This is a genomic window from Bradyrhizobium sp. SRL28, from assembly GCF_018596315.1.
Classification (GTDB): Bacteria; Pseudomonadota; Alphaproteobacteria; order Rhizobiales; family Xanthobacteraceae; genus Bradyrhizobium.
Map to the genome: position 1 here is coordinate 782,775 of NZ_JAHEAG010000001.1, position 16,578 is coordinate 799,352.

Annotated in this window: 18 protein-coding genes, 1 tRNA gene and 1 pseudogene; 13 read left to right on the forward strand and 7 right to left on the reverse strand. The window is 62.6% G+C overall.

What is annotated here, in order from left to right; translation table 11 throughout:
- Positions 1–392 precede the first annotated feature (392 nt).
- The 5 genes and pseudogenes from KIP88_RS03785 to KIP88_RS03800 all read right to left on the reverse strand — a co-directional run bounded on the left by KIP88_RS03785 (position 393) and on the right by KIP88_RS03800 (position 5,094).
- Positions 393–1,253: an SDR family oxidoreductase gene (locus tag KIP88_RS03785; protein WP_214486495.1), complete on the reverse strand. Its 861-nt coding sequence runs from the start codon at positions 1,251–1,253 to the stop codon at positions 393–395.
- Between the two features lie 790 nt (positions 1,254–2,043).
- Entirely contained in the window at positions 2,044–3,561 is a 1,518-nt protein-coding gene (locus tag KIP88_RS03790; RefSeq protein WP_214486496.1) for a tetratricopeptide repeat protein, read from the reverse strand.
- A 2-nt stretch (positions 3,562–3,563) separates the two neighbouring features.
- The gene (locus tag KIP88_RS03795; RefSeq protein WP_214486497.1) at positions 3,564–3,821 is read right to left on the reverse strand and encodes a hypothetical protein; all 258 of its coding nucleotides are present in this window, start codon (positions 3,819–3,821) and stop codon (positions 3,564–3,566) included.
- A gap of 478 nt (positions 3,822–4,299) precedes the next feature.
- Positions 4,300–4,561, reverse strand: a pseudogene (locus KIP88_RS46290) (hypothetical protein); the annotation flags it as partial.
- Positions 4,562–5,017: 456 nt separating this feature from the next.
- Positions 5,018–5,094 (reverse strand) — tRNA-Pro (locus tag KIP88_RS03800).
- 69 nt (positions 5,095–5,163) lie between these two features.
- Here KIP88_RS03800 and KIP88_RS03805 point away from each other — a divergent pair.
- Genes KIP88_RS03805 through KIP88_RS03820 form a run of 4 tightly spaced genes read left to right on the forward strand, consistent with a single transcriptional unit; the run spans position 5,164 to position 8,672 of the window.
- Entirely contained in the window at positions 5,164–6,156 is a 993-nt protein-coding gene (locus KIP88_RS03805; protein WP_214486498.1) for an L-threonylcarbamoyladenylate synthase, read from the forward strand.
- Positions 6,157–6,190: 34 nt separating this feature from the next.
- On the forward strand, positions 6,191–7,618 hold the full coding sequence (locus KIP88_RS03810) for an FAD-binding oxidoreductase (RefSeq protein ID WP_214486499.1): 1,428 nt from the start codon (positions 6,191–6,193) through the stop codon (positions 7,616–7,618).
- A gap of 8 nt (positions 7,619–7,626) precedes the next feature.
- On the forward strand, positions 7,627–8,076 hold the full coding sequence (locus KIP88_RS03815) for a GNAT family acetyltransferase (RefSeq protein WP_374226420.1): 450 nt from the start codon (positions 7,627–7,629) through the stop codon (positions 8,074–8,076).
- Positions 8,077–8,090: 14 nt separating this feature from the next.
- On the forward strand, positions 8,091–8,672 hold the full coding sequence (locus KIP88_RS03820) for a GDP-mannose pyrophosphatase (protein WP_214486500.1): 582 nt from the start codon (positions 8,091–8,093) through the stop codon (positions 8,670–8,672).
- Positions 8,673–8,772: 100 nt separating this feature from the next.
- Here the strand turns inward: KIP88_RS03820 and KIP88_RS03825 are convergent, their stop codons facing one another.
- Positions 8,773–9,537, reverse strand: coding sequence for an SOS response-associated peptidase (locus KIP88_RS03825; protein ID WP_214486501.1), 765 nt, complete (start codon positions 9,535–9,537; stop codon positions 8,773–8,775).
- 104 nt (positions 9,538–9,641) lie between these two features.
- Between KIP88_RS03825 and KIP88_RS03830 the strand changes: the two genes are divergently transcribed.
- The 5 genes from KIP88_RS03830 (at position 9,642) to KIP88_RS03850 (ending at position 12,130) form a co-directional block, all read left to right on the forward strand.
- Positions 9,642–10,115 carry a hypothetical protein gene (locus tag KIP88_RS03830; protein ID WP_214486642.1) on the forward strand — a complete coding sequence of 158 codons (474 nt, stop codon included), beginning with the start codon at positions 9,642–9,644 and terminating at the stop codon, positions 10,113–10,115.
- Positions 10,116–10,207: 92 nt separating this feature from the next.
- Positions 10,208–10,672, forward strand: coding sequence for an NUDIX hydrolase (locus KIP88_RS03835; RefSeq protein WP_214486502.1), 465 nt, complete (start codon positions 10,208–10,210; stop codon positions 10,670–10,672).
- Between the two features lie 20 nt (positions 10,673–10,692).
- Entirely contained in the window at positions 10,693–11,070 is a 378-nt protein-coding gene (locus KIP88_RS03840; RefSeq protein WP_214486503.1) for a TIGR02301 family protein, read from the forward strand.
- A gap of 3 nt (positions 11,071–11,073) precedes the next feature.
- Positions 11,074–11,712, forward strand: coding sequence for an HAD family hydrolase (locus KIP88_RS03845; protein WP_214486504.1), 639 nt, complete (start codon positions 11,074–11,076; stop codon positions 11,710–11,712).
- Positions 11,713–11,863: 151 nt separating this feature from the next.
- Entirely contained in the window at positions 11,864–12,130 is a 267-nt protein-coding gene (locus KIP88_RS03850) for a hypothetical protein (protein ID WP_214486505.1), read from the forward strand.
- A gap of 172 nt (positions 12,131–12,302) precedes the next feature.
- Here KIP88_RS03850 and KIP88_RS03855 read toward each other — a convergent pair whose 3' ends face one another.
- The gene (locus KIP88_RS03855) at positions 12,303–13,637 is read right to left on the reverse strand and encodes a dihydroorotase (RefSeq protein WP_214486506.1); all 1,335 of its coding nucleotides are present in this window, start codon (positions 13,635–13,637) and stop codon (positions 12,303–12,305) included.
- Between the two features lie 147 nt (positions 13,638–13,784).
- Between KIP88_RS03855 and KIP88_RS03860 the strand changes: the two genes are divergently transcribed.
- The 4 genes from KIP88_RS03860 to KIP88_RS03875 all read left to right on the forward strand — a co-directional run bounded on the left by KIP88_RS03860 (position 13,785) and on the right by KIP88_RS03875 (position 16,506).
- Positions 13,785–14,666: a folate-binding protein YgfZ gene (locus tag KIP88_RS03860; protein ID WP_214486507.1), complete on the forward strand. Its 882-nt coding sequence runs from the start codon at positions 13,785–13,787 to the stop codon at positions 14,664–14,666.
- Between the two features lie 10 nt (positions 14,667–14,676).
- Positions 14,677–15,300: a DNA-3-methyladenine glycosylase I gene (locus tag KIP88_RS03865; RefSeq protein ID WP_214486508.1), complete on the forward strand. Its 624-nt coding sequence runs from the start codon at positions 14,677–14,679 to the stop codon at positions 15,298–15,300.
- Positions 15,297–15,908 (forward strand): YfbR-like 5'-deoxynucleotidase, encoded by a 612-nt coding sequence (locus KIP88_RS03870; protein ID WP_214486509.1) that lies wholly within the window; start codon positions 15,297–15,299, stop codon positions 15,906–15,908. The genes KIP88_RS03865 and KIP88_RS03870 overlap by 4 nt, the downstream gene beginning before the upstream one ends.
- A 91-nt stretch (positions 15,909–15,999) precedes the next feature.
- On the forward strand, positions 16,000–16,506 hold the full coding sequence (locus tag KIP88_RS03875) for a tyrosine phosphatase family protein (RefSeq protein ID WP_214486510.1): 507 nt from the start codon (positions 16,000–16,002) through the stop codon (positions 16,504–16,506).
- Positions 16,507–16,578 lie beyond the last annotated feature (72 nt).

Consider the following 16,578-nt stretch of genomic DNA (forward strand, 5'->3'; position numbering starts at 1 on the left):
AAAGCCTAGCACTTTGCGCCGGCCCGCGGGAGGGAAATGGCACCCAACCCGACTCAGACGCGATCAGGTTCGATGTCTCAGATGGGTCAAAAGCTGCCTTGAAACCAGCAGACAGAGGACATTGTTGAATTTCGTTCGTCCCGCCAAACGAAGCGGAGCGGAGCGGTCGACCACAAGCCTATGAATTACCGATATGCCCTTTTTCGCCGGGCCAAATCCCGCCGCAGCATCGCGAGCGAATCCTGCACTCGCAAGAAAATCAACGCCAGATCAACGACACGCCTTGCAAATCCGTGACCGCACGAACACGCCACGACACTAGCAAGTCCGTCACCAACCGACCCAACGTTGCAAAACCCCTGCCCTAGCCTTAGCGAAATGTCAGACGGTACTCAAAGGTTTACGTCGAGGCCGAACTCTTGCTTGGCTAGGAGTTTGAATTCCTCGTCGCTCGCTCCGCCAAGGTCGACCACTTCTTCGTCGGTCTTGCTCGCCCGCCATTTGAGAAAAGGTACCGCGTCCGGACCGACGGGATAACGGAGCTGCCAGCTGTCGCCGTCGACAATCTCGCGGATTTTTTCTCCGACAATGTAGGGCGATGTTGGGTTGGTCAGCGACTGGGCAAACAAAGCCCTTTGGCGCCGGGCATGTGGGTAAGGAGTATTGTCGGGTGTCGGCTTTGCCTTGGAGAATATCGGCGTGGCGATGACGCCGGGTTCAATGATGGCAACCCGCACGTTGAAAGCCTTCATTTCCTGCGCGAGGCATTCGCTCAGTGCCTCCAGGGCAAACTTGGACGCGCAGTAAGCTGCTGCCGGCGCCATGGCCAGTCGTCCGGAGATCGACGTGACGTTGACGATGCAACCATGCCGCCGTTCACGCATCCCGGGGACGACGGCCTTGATGCAGCGTAGCGCGCCGAAAAAATTGGTCTCCATGACTTCACGAAACCGTGCCGTGGAGCTCTCCTCCACCGATCCGCCGCCACCAATCCCTGCGTTGTTCACCAGGACGTCGAGGCGACCGTGCTCCGCGAGGACCTTGCCCAACGCACTTTCGACCGAAGCGTCATCATCCACGTTGAGCGCCGCCAGGCTAACCGGAAGTTTCTCGGCCGCGACGATCTTCTGAAGCTCTCCTGCACTCTCCAGGTTTCGCATCGTCGCAATGACAGTATGGCCGCCCCGCGCGAGTGTCACCGCGGTCGCCAATCCAATTCCACTGCTCGTTCCGGTAACCAATGCAATGGTCATCAGGATCTCCCAAACTGTCGAAGCGTATGCGTTTCACAATACAACCCGATTATTTAGTCATGCGCCGGGAACCGCCGCAACACCCATTAACGGCGTCGCCGCCTCAAATGACGTTCGAAGCGACGAATAGAAAGCTAAGAATTGCGTTCGTGCATTGATCGACGTTAGGATGCGTGAGGGATCGTCATGGCAGTGGCCCAAAAGCAATTGCTTGACCATTATCAAGCGGCGGCAGGAACTCACATCCCGATCCAGTTACTTGGACGTGCCGCACCGCTCGACAAGCCCGTCAGTGAGAGGAATCCTGAAGTCTCGGCCTGCGGGACGCATAGCGCGTTGCACCATCACCGATCATGGTTTGGGACCCATTCCTCCGCGGTTGAGTCCCAATGATGGGTGTCGTCGAAGTGTTTCCAGAGTGGCCGGCTTGGTTTGCTTTCACCCTTCTGTCGTTTTGCATTCAGTGCGCTGAGTTGGACGACGAGCGCCCCAGCCATCATCACCCATTCGCGAGCGTTATATCGGGACTTCCATTTGATTGTCGCGAGCATCGGATGCCTCCTTCAAAGTAAGAAAGGCTTCGCCATCTTAGCCCGGGCCAAGAACACAGGGATGTAAAGTACTTCACAGTCAGCCAACATCTTCGACATAGCCGCGCGCGATCCTATTAGGGGATGCGTCTGCAGCTGGAGGGCTAAGTGTCCCAGATCATGTCCTCTCTAGCACAACGACCAGACATCATCGGCGAGGTCGGGCAGGTCCGAAAAGTGCCATCAACAGACATATCCCTTTATTCGATCACGTCGTCGGCGGCGTGATTTCGGGAGCCCAGATAGCGGATGGCCTTTTGCGGATCGCGGCTTCCGGTAACGCCGCGGGATAACCGCGCCGTTCCGCTCTCCCGCTCGCCGATCGCGTGCAGCGCCCGGCCGAGAAGCATCTGGGTATTGGCCCACAGGCGCGGGGCGCGGACGCAGGCGGGGTCCTGCAAGGCTTCCTGATAGGCTGCGACGGCTTGTTCTAACCGCGCCGTCCCGGTCTCCCGCTCGCCGATCGCTTGCAGCGCCTGGCCGAGACCCACCTTGGTCATGGCCAACAGGAGGGGCCGCGCGCGGGCGCGGGTCGCTTCCTGCAAGGCTTCTTGATGCACGACGACGGCTTCCTCCAGCCGCGCAGTCCCATTCTCTAACTGGCCGAGCGTGACGAGCGCACCGCCAAGATTATTCAGGATGAAGGCCCGCTCGAGCGGCGCGCGCGCGCGGGTGCCTTCCTGCAAGGCTTCCTGAAGGACGGCGACGGCTTCTTTCAGCCGCGCTGTTCCGCCTTCCCGCCCGCCCAGTGCTATAAACGCAAGGCCTAGATTCTTTTGGGTCATGGCCCATAGGAGCGGCGCGCGCTCGCGGGTGGCTTCCTGCAAGGCTTCCCGAAGGACGACGACGGCTTCCTCCAGCCGCGCCGTCCCACTCTCTCGCTCGCCGAGCCTGAGAAGCGCAAAGCCGAGACCGTTCTGAGCTCTGGCCCAGTCGAGCGGGGAGGCATTCCGGGGCAGAAGCTCGACGAGCGCGCGGTAACGGGCGATCGCCGAGAGCGCCGCGGCATCGGCCCCAAATTCAAAGCCCTGCTTTAAGAGAGCGCTCGCCTCTGCGCTGAGGTATTTCACGCGCTCATCTTTATTCCGCGGCACCTTCGCCGCCGCCTTAGCAAAGTGCTGCGCCGCGTCGACATAGCGGAAACTGGCCAAAGCGACATTGCCGCGCTGGGCAGCGGTTTGCGCCGCATTGAGTGCGAGACGATCAATTGCCTCGGTTTGAGCCTTTTCGATAGCGGCCAAAATTTCGTCGGCCTTACCGAGTTGGCCGTCCTGGATCGCCTGTTGCGCCTCCGCCTTCAAAGCGGTGATCTTCGCGTCATCGCCGGGCTGTGCTGTCGCCGCCTGTTGGAGATCCTTGAATTTCTCGGCGATCTCTCCGAGCTTCGTTGCGAGCTGCTCGGGCCGTATGTTTGTTTCGCCCAAAATTTTGAGCGCGTGGCTGACCTGGCCCTGGGTAAGACTGAGCGTCTCCTTTAGCTGCGTGATCGTTTCCCGTTGCGACTCGGCGAGGTCGGCGAGATCCTTCGTCCTTGATCGGATAAGTTCTTCGATCTTCTCCGCAGGTATACCAATTGTGATCGTGCTGTCCGTCACATTGCCGCCGATCCCGACACTGCCTTCCTTCGCGTCAATCATCAGGCGCTGTTCCGCGCGCGCATGAGGCCCTGCGAAAGTTAAAGCGAGGACGATACCAAGGGCCGGAATGTTCCCGCGCATGGCTACGGTCTCGATTCCGGGCAGCCGGCGCTCGTACCGGCGGTGATCGTCGCGCCCGAGACATCTCCGCCAATGGCGACGCTGCCGCAATCGGCTTCAATCTGTTTTTGAGGCGGACCAGGCTTCGTTTCGGGGGCGGGATAAAAATGCACGAAGGCAGCCCAAAGCCCCCCGGCTGCCATCGCAAAGCCGCTGCCGATGAAGGTCAGCATCCTTTGGTTCTTCTCGTCTTGCAAAAAGTGCCAAGTCTGCTTCGACATGAGGCTACCCCTCCTGCGAGGGCGGTACTGTGCGGATTTATGCGGGGCCCAATTTGTTTCTGCAAATCAAAGGCGATGACTCAGCTTTTTGAATTGCTCGTACGATTGCAAGATGGTCAGTAAGCGCGAAAGCTGGCGGTCCAGTGGGATGCCCAAGTTTGATCGCAGCGGAATTGTATCACCTACGCGCGCAATTAGTGTGAGGCGGCTCACATTACCACCTAATGCTGGCGTCACTTGCCGTACCCATGTCCGAGTTGGGTCTTGGCCGTGTATCACACAGCCAGGGTCATTTTCGGAAGTCGACCGACCAAGTTGGGAGGTCCGCTCTGCCACCGTGAACGGCCATATCGCTCTCACTGCGCTCGTCCGAAAAGTGCCACGAGCGGCCGTTCCATAGGCGCGCATTGCGGCTCAGGATTATGCAGCTAACGGCGCTCCTCCTCGGCCGTCTCTTGATCACTACCTGAAGCCCTATTCAGAAAGCGCGCAGGGCGGCTTTCCGTGAATCGCGATCCAACGCGTAGGCGGTTTGCTTGAACTCAATGTCGTCGAGGAGACCTTGAATATACCCCGAGATCGTGTCCGCAGCCATAATGAGCGCGGCGTCAAGCGTATGGATGTAGGAAGACTAACGTTCCCACATTTAGGGTGCTCGGTCGCTCGAGATATTCGACAATAGGCAGCCCAATGGGACGAATGGATTCACCCTCCTTGCTGTCCTCCGGCCGCCTTACACTGCCAAAACACAGGGAAAGGCCGAACGCTTCATTGGACGGCGCTTCGGGAATGGGCTTATGCCCAAGCCTACCAACATCAGATCGGCGAGCTTAAGAGCTGGCGATCTGGCTGTCCCAATATAACTGGCACCCACGGTGATATTAAATCTCAACGCCGATCAGCGGGCTCGGTTTGACCAGGGACAACCTCTTGCGACTCCACACTTGGCGCGCATCCATTCTCGGCTAATCCTCTGCGGTTGACACGCAGGGGTCGCGGGTTCGCGTTTTCGGCATTCAGGCGGAGTTGCTTCTCTCGCTCATTTCGGCGCTGATATCGCCGGCTTCGGCGCGGGAAAAAGATGGCTACCCTTCGAAACGGGCTCCTTGACGACCTGCTACGTGTTCAGGTCAATCAATATCTTGGATTAATCTGGGGTTGGAGAAATCGGCGGTGGGCTTAAGTGATTGATCTAATGGTCGGAGTGGCAGGATTCGAACCTGCGACCCCTGCGTCCCGAACGCAGTGCTCTACCGGGCTGAGCCACACTCCGACTTGGAACGCGGCTTATAGCCTTGGGTTTCGGTCACCGCAAGCAGCCGATTTAAGGAAATTAATCACAGTGGATGTTCGCCTGAAAACCCAGATTTTGCCCGCCGGCGAGGCCGCCGTGGCGGCTGCGGCGCGTATCCTGGCCGAGGGCGGCCTGGTCGCGTTTCCGACCGAGACCGTCTATGGCCTCGGCGCCGACGCCACCAATCCGGCCGCGATCGCCCACCTCTACCAGGCCAAGGGCCGGCCGGCTTTCAATCCGCTGATCGCCCATGTCGGCGATATCGACGCCGCGCGGCAGATCGCGCGCTTTGATGCGCCGGCGACGGCGCTTGCCGAGGCATTCTGGCCAGGCCCGCTGACGCTGGTGCTGCCCAAGACGCCGAATTGCGCGGTGGCCGACCTCGCCACCGCCGGCCTCGACACGGTCGCGATCCGGATACCGGCCCACCCTGTGGCGCGCGACATCCTGCGGGCTTTCGGCGGCCCCGTGGTGGCGCCATCGGCGAATCTCTCCGGCCACGTCTCGCCGACCACCGCAGCCCATGTGCAGAGCGACCTTGCGGGCCGGATCGACCTGATCGTCGACGGCGGACCGGTCGCCGTCGGCGTCGAATCCACGATCGTCGGCTGCTTCGATGAGCCGATGCTGTTGCGCCCCGGCGGCGTGCCACGCGCGGAGATCGAGCGCGTGCTGGGCCGCGCGTTGGTGCAGCCGCCGGCGGATACTGAGAGCGACAGCGGGCAACCGCTGGCGCCAGGCATGCTGGCGTCCCATTACGCGCCGCGCGCGCGCGTGCGCCTCAACGCGCAACGGCTGGAGCCCGGCGAGGCATTGCTCGCGTTTGGGCTCGGAGCAATTTCGGGAATTGACGCCGCCTCCGTGGTGATGAATCTGTCGGAGCGTGGCGATCTCGACGAGGCTGCCGCCAACCTGTTCGGCCATCTTCGCGCGCTCGACGGCAAAGGCCTGCACACCATCGCGGTGATGTCGATTCCGAACGAGGGATTGGGCGAAGCCATCAACGACCGGCTGCGCCGCGCAGCAGTCGGGCGAGAATGAACGGGCGGGAATGAAAGAAAAAGAGAAGACGACAATGAATATCGTTCAGGGCGCCGTGCCGCCTCTCCCTCCCGAGTTGATCGCGAAATTTCGTGCTGTTGTCGGCGACAAATATGCCGTGACCGATGCCGCCGATATCGCGCCCTACGTCACCGAGGAACGCGACCTGTTTCATGGCCGCTCGCCCTTGGTGTTGCGGCCCGGCTCGACGGCGGAAGTGTCCGCGATCTGCAAACTCGCCAGCGAGCACAAAATCGCGCTGGTGCCGCAGGGCGGCAACACCGGCCTCGTCGGCGGCCAGACCCCGCATCATGGCGAGGTCGTCGTCTCGCTGCGGCGGCTGGACAAGATCCGCGAGATCGATCCCGCTTCCAACACCATGACGTGCGAGGCCGGCGTAGTGCTGCAGATCGCGCAGCAGCGCGCGGCTGAAGTCGACCGCCTGTTCCCGCTGTCGCTCGGCGCGGAAGGAAGCTGCACCATCGGCGGCAATCTCTCCACCAATGCCGGCGGCACCGCCGCCTTGGCGTATGGCGTGGCGCGCGAGATGGCGCTCGGGCTGGAGGTGGTGCTCGCCGATGGCCGGATCCTGAACGGGCTCTCGAAGCTGAAGAAGGACAATACCGGCTACGATTTGCGCAACCTCTTCATCGGCGCCGAGGGCACGCTCGGCATCATCACCGCGGCGACGCTAAAACTGTTTCCGAAGCCGCACGCGGTGGAGACCGCCTATGTCGGCCTCAAATCGCCGGCAGAGGCGCTGAAGTTGCTGTCGATCTCGCAGAACGAGGCCGGTGGCAGCCTCACGAGTTTCGAATTGCTCGCCGACATCGCCGTCGACTTCAGTCTGCGCCACGGCATCGACATCCGCGATCCCCTGGAGAGCAAGCATCCCTGGTACGTGCTGATGGAGTTGTCGTCCTCGCGCGACGACGCCAGCGCGGCGCTGGAGTCCATCCTCGCCAAGGGCATGGAGGAAGGCATCGTCGACGACGCCGTGATCGCGGCGAGTCTTTCCCAGCGCGCCGGGTTCTGGAAACTGCGCGACGAGATGTCGGCGGCGCAGAAGCCGGAAGGCGGCTCGATCAAGCATGATATCTCGGTGCCGGTCGCGGCCGTGCCTGATTTCATCGAAGAAGCCAACGCAGCCGTCGTGAAGCTGATTCCGGGCTCACGGCCGGTGCCGTTCGGCCACCTCGGCGACGGCAACATCCACTACAATGTCAGTCAGCCGATCGGCGGCAACACGGCCGACTTCATGTCGCGCTGGCACGAGGTCAACGAGGTCGTGTTTGCGATCGTGCTGCGGATGGGCGGATCGATTTCCGCCGAGCACGGCATCGGCGTGCTCAAGCGCGACGAACTGCCCGACGTGAAAGACAAGGTCGCGATCGAGCTGATGCGCGGCGTCAAGGCGATGCTGGATCCCTTGGGCATCATGAATCCGGGCAAGGTGTTGTGATTGTGCCTGTGACGAAGACGATTCCCGCGCTCGCCGTCGCCGACATTGCGGATGCCGACGTCGCCGCTGTCATCGCGCTGTGGCAGGCCTGCGGCCTGACGCGGCCGTGGAACGATCCCGCCGCCGACATCGCGCTCGCCCGGCGCGAGCCGAATTCAACAATCCTGATCGGCCGCGACGGTGACGCGATCGTGGCGACCGTGATGGTCGGCCATGACGGCCATCGCGGCTGGGTCTATTACGTCGCCGCAGATCCCAAGCTTCGTGCGAAAGGCTATGGCCGCGCCATCATGAACGCAGCCGAGGACTGGCTGCGCGCGACCGGCATTCCAAAACTGCAATTGCTGGTTCGGCGCGAAAACGCCGGCGTCGCCGCGTTCTATCAGTCGATCGGCTACGAAGAGGCCCAGACCATCGTGTTCGCCAAATGGCTCGACGGCCGCGAGCCGCCGCGGTGAGCTGAAGGATTTCCATGACCATCTCCGATCGCGTCCGCGTCAAGAACGTCCATGTGCTCTCCGACCGGCATTATCGGCTGGAGGAAGTCGAGTTCGACTATCGCCGCGGCAACGGCGAATGGCAGACGCAGAAGCGGGAAGTGTTTGAGCGCGGTCATGCCGCGACGCTGTTGCCCTATAATCTCGCCAGCCGCAGCGTTGTGCTGACGCGGCAGTTCCGGCTGCCGCCCTACCGTGCCGGTCACGACGATTTCATGATCGAGGCCGCCGCCGGCATGCTCGACGACGCTTCGCCGGAGGAGCGCATTCGCGCGGAGGCCGAGGAAGAAATCGGCTACCGGCTGGGCGAGGTCCGCAAGATATTCGAAGCCTTCATGAGCCCGGGTGCGGTCACCGAGAAACTGCACTTCTTCGTCGCCGAATATGAAGCGGTGATGCGGATCGGCGACGGCGGCGGGCTCGCCGACGAAGGCGAGGACATCGAGGTGCTGGAACTGCCGATCGATCAGGCGCTCGCGATGATATCAGATGGCCGCATCGTGGATGCGAAAACCATCATGCTGCTGCAGTACGCCGCGCTGAGTATTTTTAAGTGAGAACCGTAGGGTGGGCAAAGCGCAGCGTGCCCACCATTCTTACGATTTTGGGCCGGATGGTGGGCACGCTTCGCTTTGCCCACCCTACAAATACTGCGCTTCAAAACAACGAGCCCTGCCCGTCATCTTCCGGCGCCGCCGTCGCCTTGCGCGACGCAGCCCGCTTCGCAGGCTTCGGCTCCTCCGCCGCCCGCTCTTCGTCGGTGATCGGCAGCACCAATTGCGCGTCGTCATTGACGACGCGATTGACGCGGGTGGAAATCTCGTGCCAGGCGAACTCGCCTTCGGCCGGCCCACGCAGCAGCGGCATCACATCCTCGGCGTCGTTGGTGCGGCCGTCGAGCCAGCGTTCGAATTCCTCAGGCGCGATCGTCACGGGCACGCGGTGATGCAGCACGGCGAGATCGCGGCTGGCCGGTGCGGTGACGATGGCGACGCTGTCGGTCTCCTCGCCGTTCGGCCCCATCCAGGTTTCAGCAAGCGCGGCAAAACCCACGGGACGGCCATCGCGGCGATGGATGAAAAACGGCCGCTTGCGGCCGCTCGCATCCTGCCATTCGTAATAGCCGTCGGCCGGAATCAGACACCGCCGCCGCTTGATGGCATTCTTGAACGCAGGCTTATCGAGAATCGTCTCGGAGCGCGCGTTGATCAGCAGCGTAAATTTACGGGGATCCTTCACCCACGACGGAATCAGTCCCCAGCGCATCAGCCGGAAATGGCGGCCGCCATTTTCCAGAATCACAACCGGAACTGGCTGAGTAGGCGCGATATTATACCGCGGCGGGAAATTAGGCTGCTCGATATAGCCGAATATCTGCCGGAGCGCTTCGGGTGGCGAGGTAATTACAAAACGTCCGCACATTATCTGACCAGGATAAGCCGCTGTTTAACGTGTGTTAACCCCAGATGTTAACAGTGGAACAGATGACCTCCATGGCCGCCACAGAAGTTCGATCCGATCGCCCGATGCCACCACCGACGACGGCCCGTATCGACGAGGCGCGTGCGGAGCAACTGCGCGCGGCCAATATCAATCCGCGCACCGGGCTCGCCACCGACTACCTGAATCATTTCAACGAAGCCATCATGTTGCTCGAAATGGTTCCGGACATGCCGGAATGCGCGGAGGATTTCCTCACCTGGACCCCGCTGTCCTACGCCGAGCATTTCTGGGCCTCCAACTTCAAGGCCCGCGACCTCGCGATCGAGGCCTATGAATGCGCCGACCCCAAGGTCCGTGCCCATTTCGACAATCTCACGGCTACCATGACCTCGATCCTGACCGCGGTGGGCCAGGCGATGCGCGAGGCCCAGCAGGACAAGACCCGCTCCACGCTGGCCGAGCAAGCCACCGCCTGGGTCAAGCCGCTGGTGGCGCTGGCCGGCGGCATCATCAACGGCAACGCCGAGAACGACGTCGAAGCGGTCATGTCGAACTAGCCACCCCACGCTTCGCATCCACCCGCCGCATTAGACCTGCGCGAACCGATCGGGCATGATCACAGCAAGTTCCCTGCTTACCGGATCACCCCTTGGCTTCCCCTGTCCAGCCGACCCACCCCCAGCTTGCCGTCAGCGGCGCGATCTTCCGTGACGGCAAGGTCCTGCTGGTCCGCCGCGCCCGCTCGCCCGGCAAGGGATTCTACTCGTTCCCCGGCGGCCGGGTCGAATTCGGCGAATCCGTGCAGTCAGCGCTTCACCGCGAGGTGGATGAGGAAACCGGCCTGAAAATCGAGATTCTGGGCCTGGCCGGCTGGCGCGAAGTGCTGCCCGGGGCCGGCGGAAGCGGCGGGCACTACGTGATCATGTCATTCGCCGCACGCTGGACGGCCAGAGAGCCAGTCCTGAACGACGAGCACGACGATTTCAAATGGCTGGCGCCGGATGCGCTCGGCGACCTCAAGGTAACCGGCGGCCTCCTGGATGTCATCGAGGCCGCCCGGAAGCTGGTCCAGGCGGCCGTTCCAGGGCCTCACACCTTGCCTCGGGCGTATTGAGGGGGCATATCGGCCCTCAAATGCTCAAGCACGCCCTCGCCGCCCTCATCCTCATCTCGGCGTTCCATGTGGCCCCCGCGCGGGCCCAGGATGCCGCCGCGCCGTTTGACGGCGACCTGCAGCGGCTGGCCGAGATTCTCGGCACCCTGCACTATCTCCGGGGCATTTGCGGCTCCAATGAAGGGGCGAAATGGCGCAACGAAATGCAGGCGCTGATCGACGCCGAAACCCCTTCCGGCGACCGCCGCGCCCGCATGATCGCGGGCTTCAACCGGGGCTATAATGGCTTCCAGCAGACCTACCGGACCTGCACGCCCGCAGCCACCGTTGCGATCCGCAGGTATATCGAGGAAGGCTCGAAGATTTCGCGCGACCTCACCGCGCGCTACGCGAATTGAACCATGGACACGATCTATTTCGACCTCGACGGAACGCTGACGGACCCCAAGCCGGGCATCACCCGTTCGATCCAATACGCGCTGCAAAGGCTCGATCATCCCACGATGCCGACCGAGGACGAACTGACCTGGTGCATCGGCCCGCCGCTGCGCACGAGCTTTGTGAGATTGCTCGGCGGCGATCACTCCGCCGATCGCGCGGTCGCGCTCTACCGTGAGCGATTTTCCGACGTCGGCCTCTATGAGAACCGCGTTTACGACGGCATCAGCGAGGTGCTGACGACGCTCCGCGCGTCCGGCCACCGGCTGTTCGTCGCCACCAGCAAGGCGCACGTGTTCGCCGACCGCATCATCGACCATTTCGGCCTGCGCCATCATTTCGAGCGCGTGTTCGGTGCCGAGCTCGACGGCACCCGCGTGGAAAAGTCGCATCTGCTGGAATACGCGCTGAAGGAGACGTCGGTCGATCCCGCCAAAACCCTGATGATCGGCGACCGCAGCCACGACATGATCGGCGCCAAGAACAACGGCATGAAGGGCATCGGCGTATTGTACGGCTACGGCAGCCGGGACGAGTTGCTGGAGGCCGGCGCGCAGCATGTTTGCGCGACGCCGGCCGCGATTCTCGATTGCATTCCGTGAAACGCGCGGGAACTTTGTCGCCGCCCGAAATTCGTGCAGCGCCGTTAACCTTTCCTAAAGATGTGACCTAGGCGCACCCGCGGCGCATGCTACAGCTTGTCGCGTTAGGATGCGTTCCGCCCTGGTTCGCGCGCAGATTTCGTTGAGCTTCATGAGCCGCCCAGCCTCCTTCTCGATCGCCCGCGACCCGCTTCCCGACCTCGAGCAGAAGCAGACTGCCCTGAGCTACTTGAACGAAGCCTGGGCGGAAGCGCGGCACGAGGGCGTCGATGGCGACTGCCTCGCGCAGGCAAGCCTGTTCACGGCGCTGGCCGAACTGGTCTCGACCTACGGCGAGGATGCGGTGGCGAAGTTCGCGGAAGGTCTCTCGGCGCGCGTGCGCAACGGCGAGTTTTCGCTGAAGCTCGCGAAGCAGTAGGAACTCGCGCCAAGCCTCAAGCTGTCATCGCCCGGCTTGACCGGGCGACCCAGTACGCCGCGGCCTCTCGGTTCAATCGCTATCGTCTCTGGAATACTGGATCACCCGCCTTCGCGGGTGACGACGACTGTGGTTGGCGCAACGCCCTGCCCTCGCCCGACAGCAGAAACTCTCACGCCTTCAGCGTCTCCAGGAACTGCACCGGCTCGCCGGTTGACGGCATCGTCACCTCGCCCTGCCACATCACGCGGCTGCCGCGCACGAAGGTGCCGACCGGCCAGCCGGTGACGCGCACGCCGTCATAGGGCGTCCAGCCCGCGCGCGAGGCGATCCATTTATTGGTGATGGTCTCGCTTCGCTTGAGATCGACGATGGTGAAGTCGGCGTCATAACCCGCCGCGATGCGGCCCTTGCAGGCGATGTTGTAGAGACGCGCGGGGCCGGCGCTCGTCAGATCGACGAAGCGCGCCAGCGACAACCGCCCGGCATTGACGTGGTCCAGCATCAGCGGCACCAGCGTCTGCACCCCGGTCATGCCAGAGGGTGAAGCGGGATAGGTCTTGGCCTTTTCCTCAAGGGTATGTGGCGCGTGGTCGGAGCCGAGCACGTCGATGATGCCCTGCTCGATGCCGTACCAGATGCCGTCGCGGTGATCGGCCGAGCGCACCGGTGGATTCATCTGCGCAAGCGTGCCGAGCCGCTCGTAGCATTCGGGCGCCACCATGGTGAGGTGATGCGGCGTCGCCTCGCAGGAGGCGACATCCTTGTGGTCGCGCAGATACTCGATCTCCTGTTTGGTGGAGATATGCAGGACGTGGATGCGCTTTCCCGTTTCGCGCGCAAGATTGACCAGCCGCTGGGTCGCCATCAGAGCGGCGGTCTCGTCGCGCCACACCGGATGCGAGCGCGGATCGCCCTCGACGCGGATCGGCTTGCGCTCGTTGAGGCGATATTCGTCCTCGGCGTGAAAGGCGGCGCGGCGGCGGATCACCTGAAATATGCGTCGCAGGCTTTCGTCGTCCTCGACCAGCAACGCACCGGTGGAGGAGCCGATAAATACCTTCACGCCTGCGCAGCCTGGTGCGCGTTCAAGCTCAGGCAAATCCTGAACGTTTTCGCGGGTGCCTCCGATAAAGAACGCAAAATCGCAATGCATGCGATGGTGGCCAGCCTTGATCTTGGCGGTGAACGTCTCCTCGGTGACTGTGAGCGGGTTGGTGTTCGGCATCTCGAACACCGCGGTGACGCCGCCCATCACGGCGCTGCGCGATCCGGTTTCAAGATCTTCCTTGTGCGTCAGCCCGGGCTCGCGGAAATGAACCTGCGTGTCCATCACACCGGGCAGGATGTGCAGGCCCTTGCAGTCGATCGTCTCGCCGGCGGAAGCCTGTCCCAGCCCGCCGATCGCGGCGATCCGGCCATTGGAGATGCCGATATCGCGGATGCCCTCGCCGTCCTGATTGACCACGGTGCCGGATTTTAGAATGGTGTCAAATCGTTGATTCATCGGAGCTTCAAAGATCCTTACGCCCGCCTGAGGCTCTCGCACAGGCCTTGTTGGCGGCACCTTAGCGCCTTAACTTCGCATGGGATATCCGTCACCTGCGTTTCCCCAGGAACTTCAAAAACACGTCAAAAGAGGCCGATTTATCTTATGAAAGCAGCGTTTCTTCCGGACCGGGGCGTGGTCAAGGTCAGCGGTGAGGATGCCCGCACCTTCCTCAACGGCCTCGTCACCACAGACGTCACGCCGCTGCAGCCCGGCCTTGGCCGGTTCGGTGCGCTGTTGACGCCGCAGGGCAAGATCACGTTCGACTTCCTGATCACCGAAGCCCCGGCCGGCCATGGCGGCGGCTTCCTGATCGATGCGCCCCGCGCGCTGGCGCAGAACCTCGCCGACAAGCTTGGCTTCTACAAGCTGCGCGCCAAGGTCGCGGTGGAGAACATCTCCGACAGCATGGGCGTGCTGGCGGTATGGGACGGCGAGCCCGCGACGAAGCCCGATCTGGCTTTTGCCGATCCGCGGCTTGAGGCGCTGGGCTGGCGGATTCTCGTGCCCGAAGATCTCAAGCAGAAGGTGGCCGACCTGATCGGCGCCGATCTCGTCGACAGCGAGGCCTATGAGGCCCATCGCATCGCCTCGGGCGTGCCGCGCGGCGGGCTCGACTTCATGTACAGCGACGCATTTCCGCACGAGACCAACATGGATCGCCTGCACGGCGTCGATTTCGACAAGGGCTGCTATGTCGGACAGGAAGTGGTGTCGCGGATGCAGCATCGCGGCACCGCGCGCACCCGGATCGTGCGGGTCACGCTCGAGGACTTTTCGCCGGAGACCGGCGTTGCCGTTCTCGGCGGCGACAAGCAGGTCGGCACCATGGGATCGACCGCCGGCGGCCACGGCCTCGCGCTGGTCCGGATCGATCGCGTTGCCGACGCGCTCGATGCGGGACTTGCGTTGACGGCCGGTGGCCTTGCGATCCGGCTGACCGATCCGAACGACGTTCGCACCCCGCCGAAGCAGACCGTCGCATGAGCAAATTCCTATGAGCCGATCCGCGCGCCTGCACCCCGACGGCAAGATGCGGTGCCCGTGGCCGGGCGAAGACCCGTTCTACATGGCCTATCACGACACCGAATGGGGCGTGCCTGAGTACGACGACCGGGCGCTCTATGAAAAGCTGATCCTCGACGGCTTTCAGGCCGGGCTGTCGTGGATCACGATTCTGCGCAAGCGCGAAAACTTCCGCAAAGCGTTCGACGATTTCCAGCCGGAAAAGATCGCGCGCTACAGCGACAAGAAGGTCCACGCGTTGATGAACGATGCCGGCATCGTGCGTAACCGCGCCAAGATCGAAGGCGCCGTCAACAGCGCCAAGGCCTATCTGAAGATCATGGAAGGCGCGGGCTTCTCGAAATTCCTGTGGGACTTCGTCGACGGCAAGCCTGTCGTCAACCAGTTCAAGACCACCGCCAGCGTGCCGGCCTCGACGCCCGTCTCGGTCAAGATTTCAAAGGAGCTCGGCGCGCGCGGCTTCAAATTCGTCGGTCCGACCATCGTCTACGCCTTCATGCAGGCCACCGGCATGGTCAACGATCATCTGGTCACGTGTTTCTGCCACGAGAACTGCAGCGGCAAACTTCGCAAGCCCCGCCTCAAGGCCAAATGACGGCGCGAAAATCGACCAGCATCGCCAACCGCGCCTGGCAGCGGATGCTGTCGGGGCGGCGGCTCGATCTGCTGGATCCCTCCCCGCTCGATATCGAGATCGCCGACATCGCGCATGGCCTGGCGCGCGTGGCGCGCTGGAACGGCCAGACCAGCGGCGCGCATATTTTCTCGGTGGCGCAGCACACGCTGCTGGTGGAAACCGTGATGCGCGAGCAGATGCCGCGCGTCGACGTCCGCTTCCGGATTGCAGCGCTGCTGCACGACGCGCCGGAATATGTCATCGGCGACATGATCTCGCCGTTCAAGGCGGTGCTCGGCGGCGACTACAAGGTGGTGGAGAAGCGCCTGCTGGCGGCGATCCATATTCGCTTCGGCCTGCCGCCTGATCTCGCCGATGAAATCACCAAAGCCATCAAGGCGGCAGATCGCGGGGCGGCCTATCTCGAAGCCACCCATCTGGCCGGATTTTCGGAAAGCGAAGCGAAGCGCCTGTTCGGCAGGGACCCCGGCCTACCCGAGGCCACGGTGCGCGACTATCTGACGCCGTGGACCGCGGCCCGGGCAGAGAAGCAGTTTTTGGCGCGATTCAAGCTGCTGCTCGGTTGATTGCCCCGCGCAAACCTGCTTTCACCGCCCCACGCGCGGGCCTATAATTGCACCAAAAGAGACCTATCAGGGAACGCTTCAAGGGATCGCCATGCTTCACGTCTGTTCGCTTGCCGCACTTCCCGAGACCGTAAGAGCCACCGGCGCCAGCCACATTCTCACCGTGATGGCCAATGTCGACCAGGTGCTGCGCCCAGCTTCGGTGCTCGAGGCCAACCATCTGAGAGTGTCGATGGACGACATCACCGAGCAGATGGACGGCTTTGTTGCGCCGGCAGATCATCATATCGAAAGGGTGCTGAATTTCGTCCGTGGCTGGGACCGCAGTGCGCCGATGGTGGTGCATTGCTATGCCGGCATCAGCCGCTCGACGGCGAGCGCCTTTGCGGCTGCCTGCGCGCTCAATCCGCACCGCGACGAGATCGAGATTGCCCGGCAGATTCGTGCCCGCTCCCCGATCGCTTCCCCCAACCGGCTGATCGTCAGCCTCGCCGACAGGGCGCTGGGGCGCGAGGGCCGAATGCTGCGCGCACTCGACGAAATGGGCCCCGGCAGCATGACGATCGAAGGTCGGCCCTTCCAGCTCGATCTGGAATAGAACCTGTGCGCTCCTGAGGGATATGGCACGAAAATGCCATATCCCTTGCTGCGAAGCGTGCGACACTGCCTC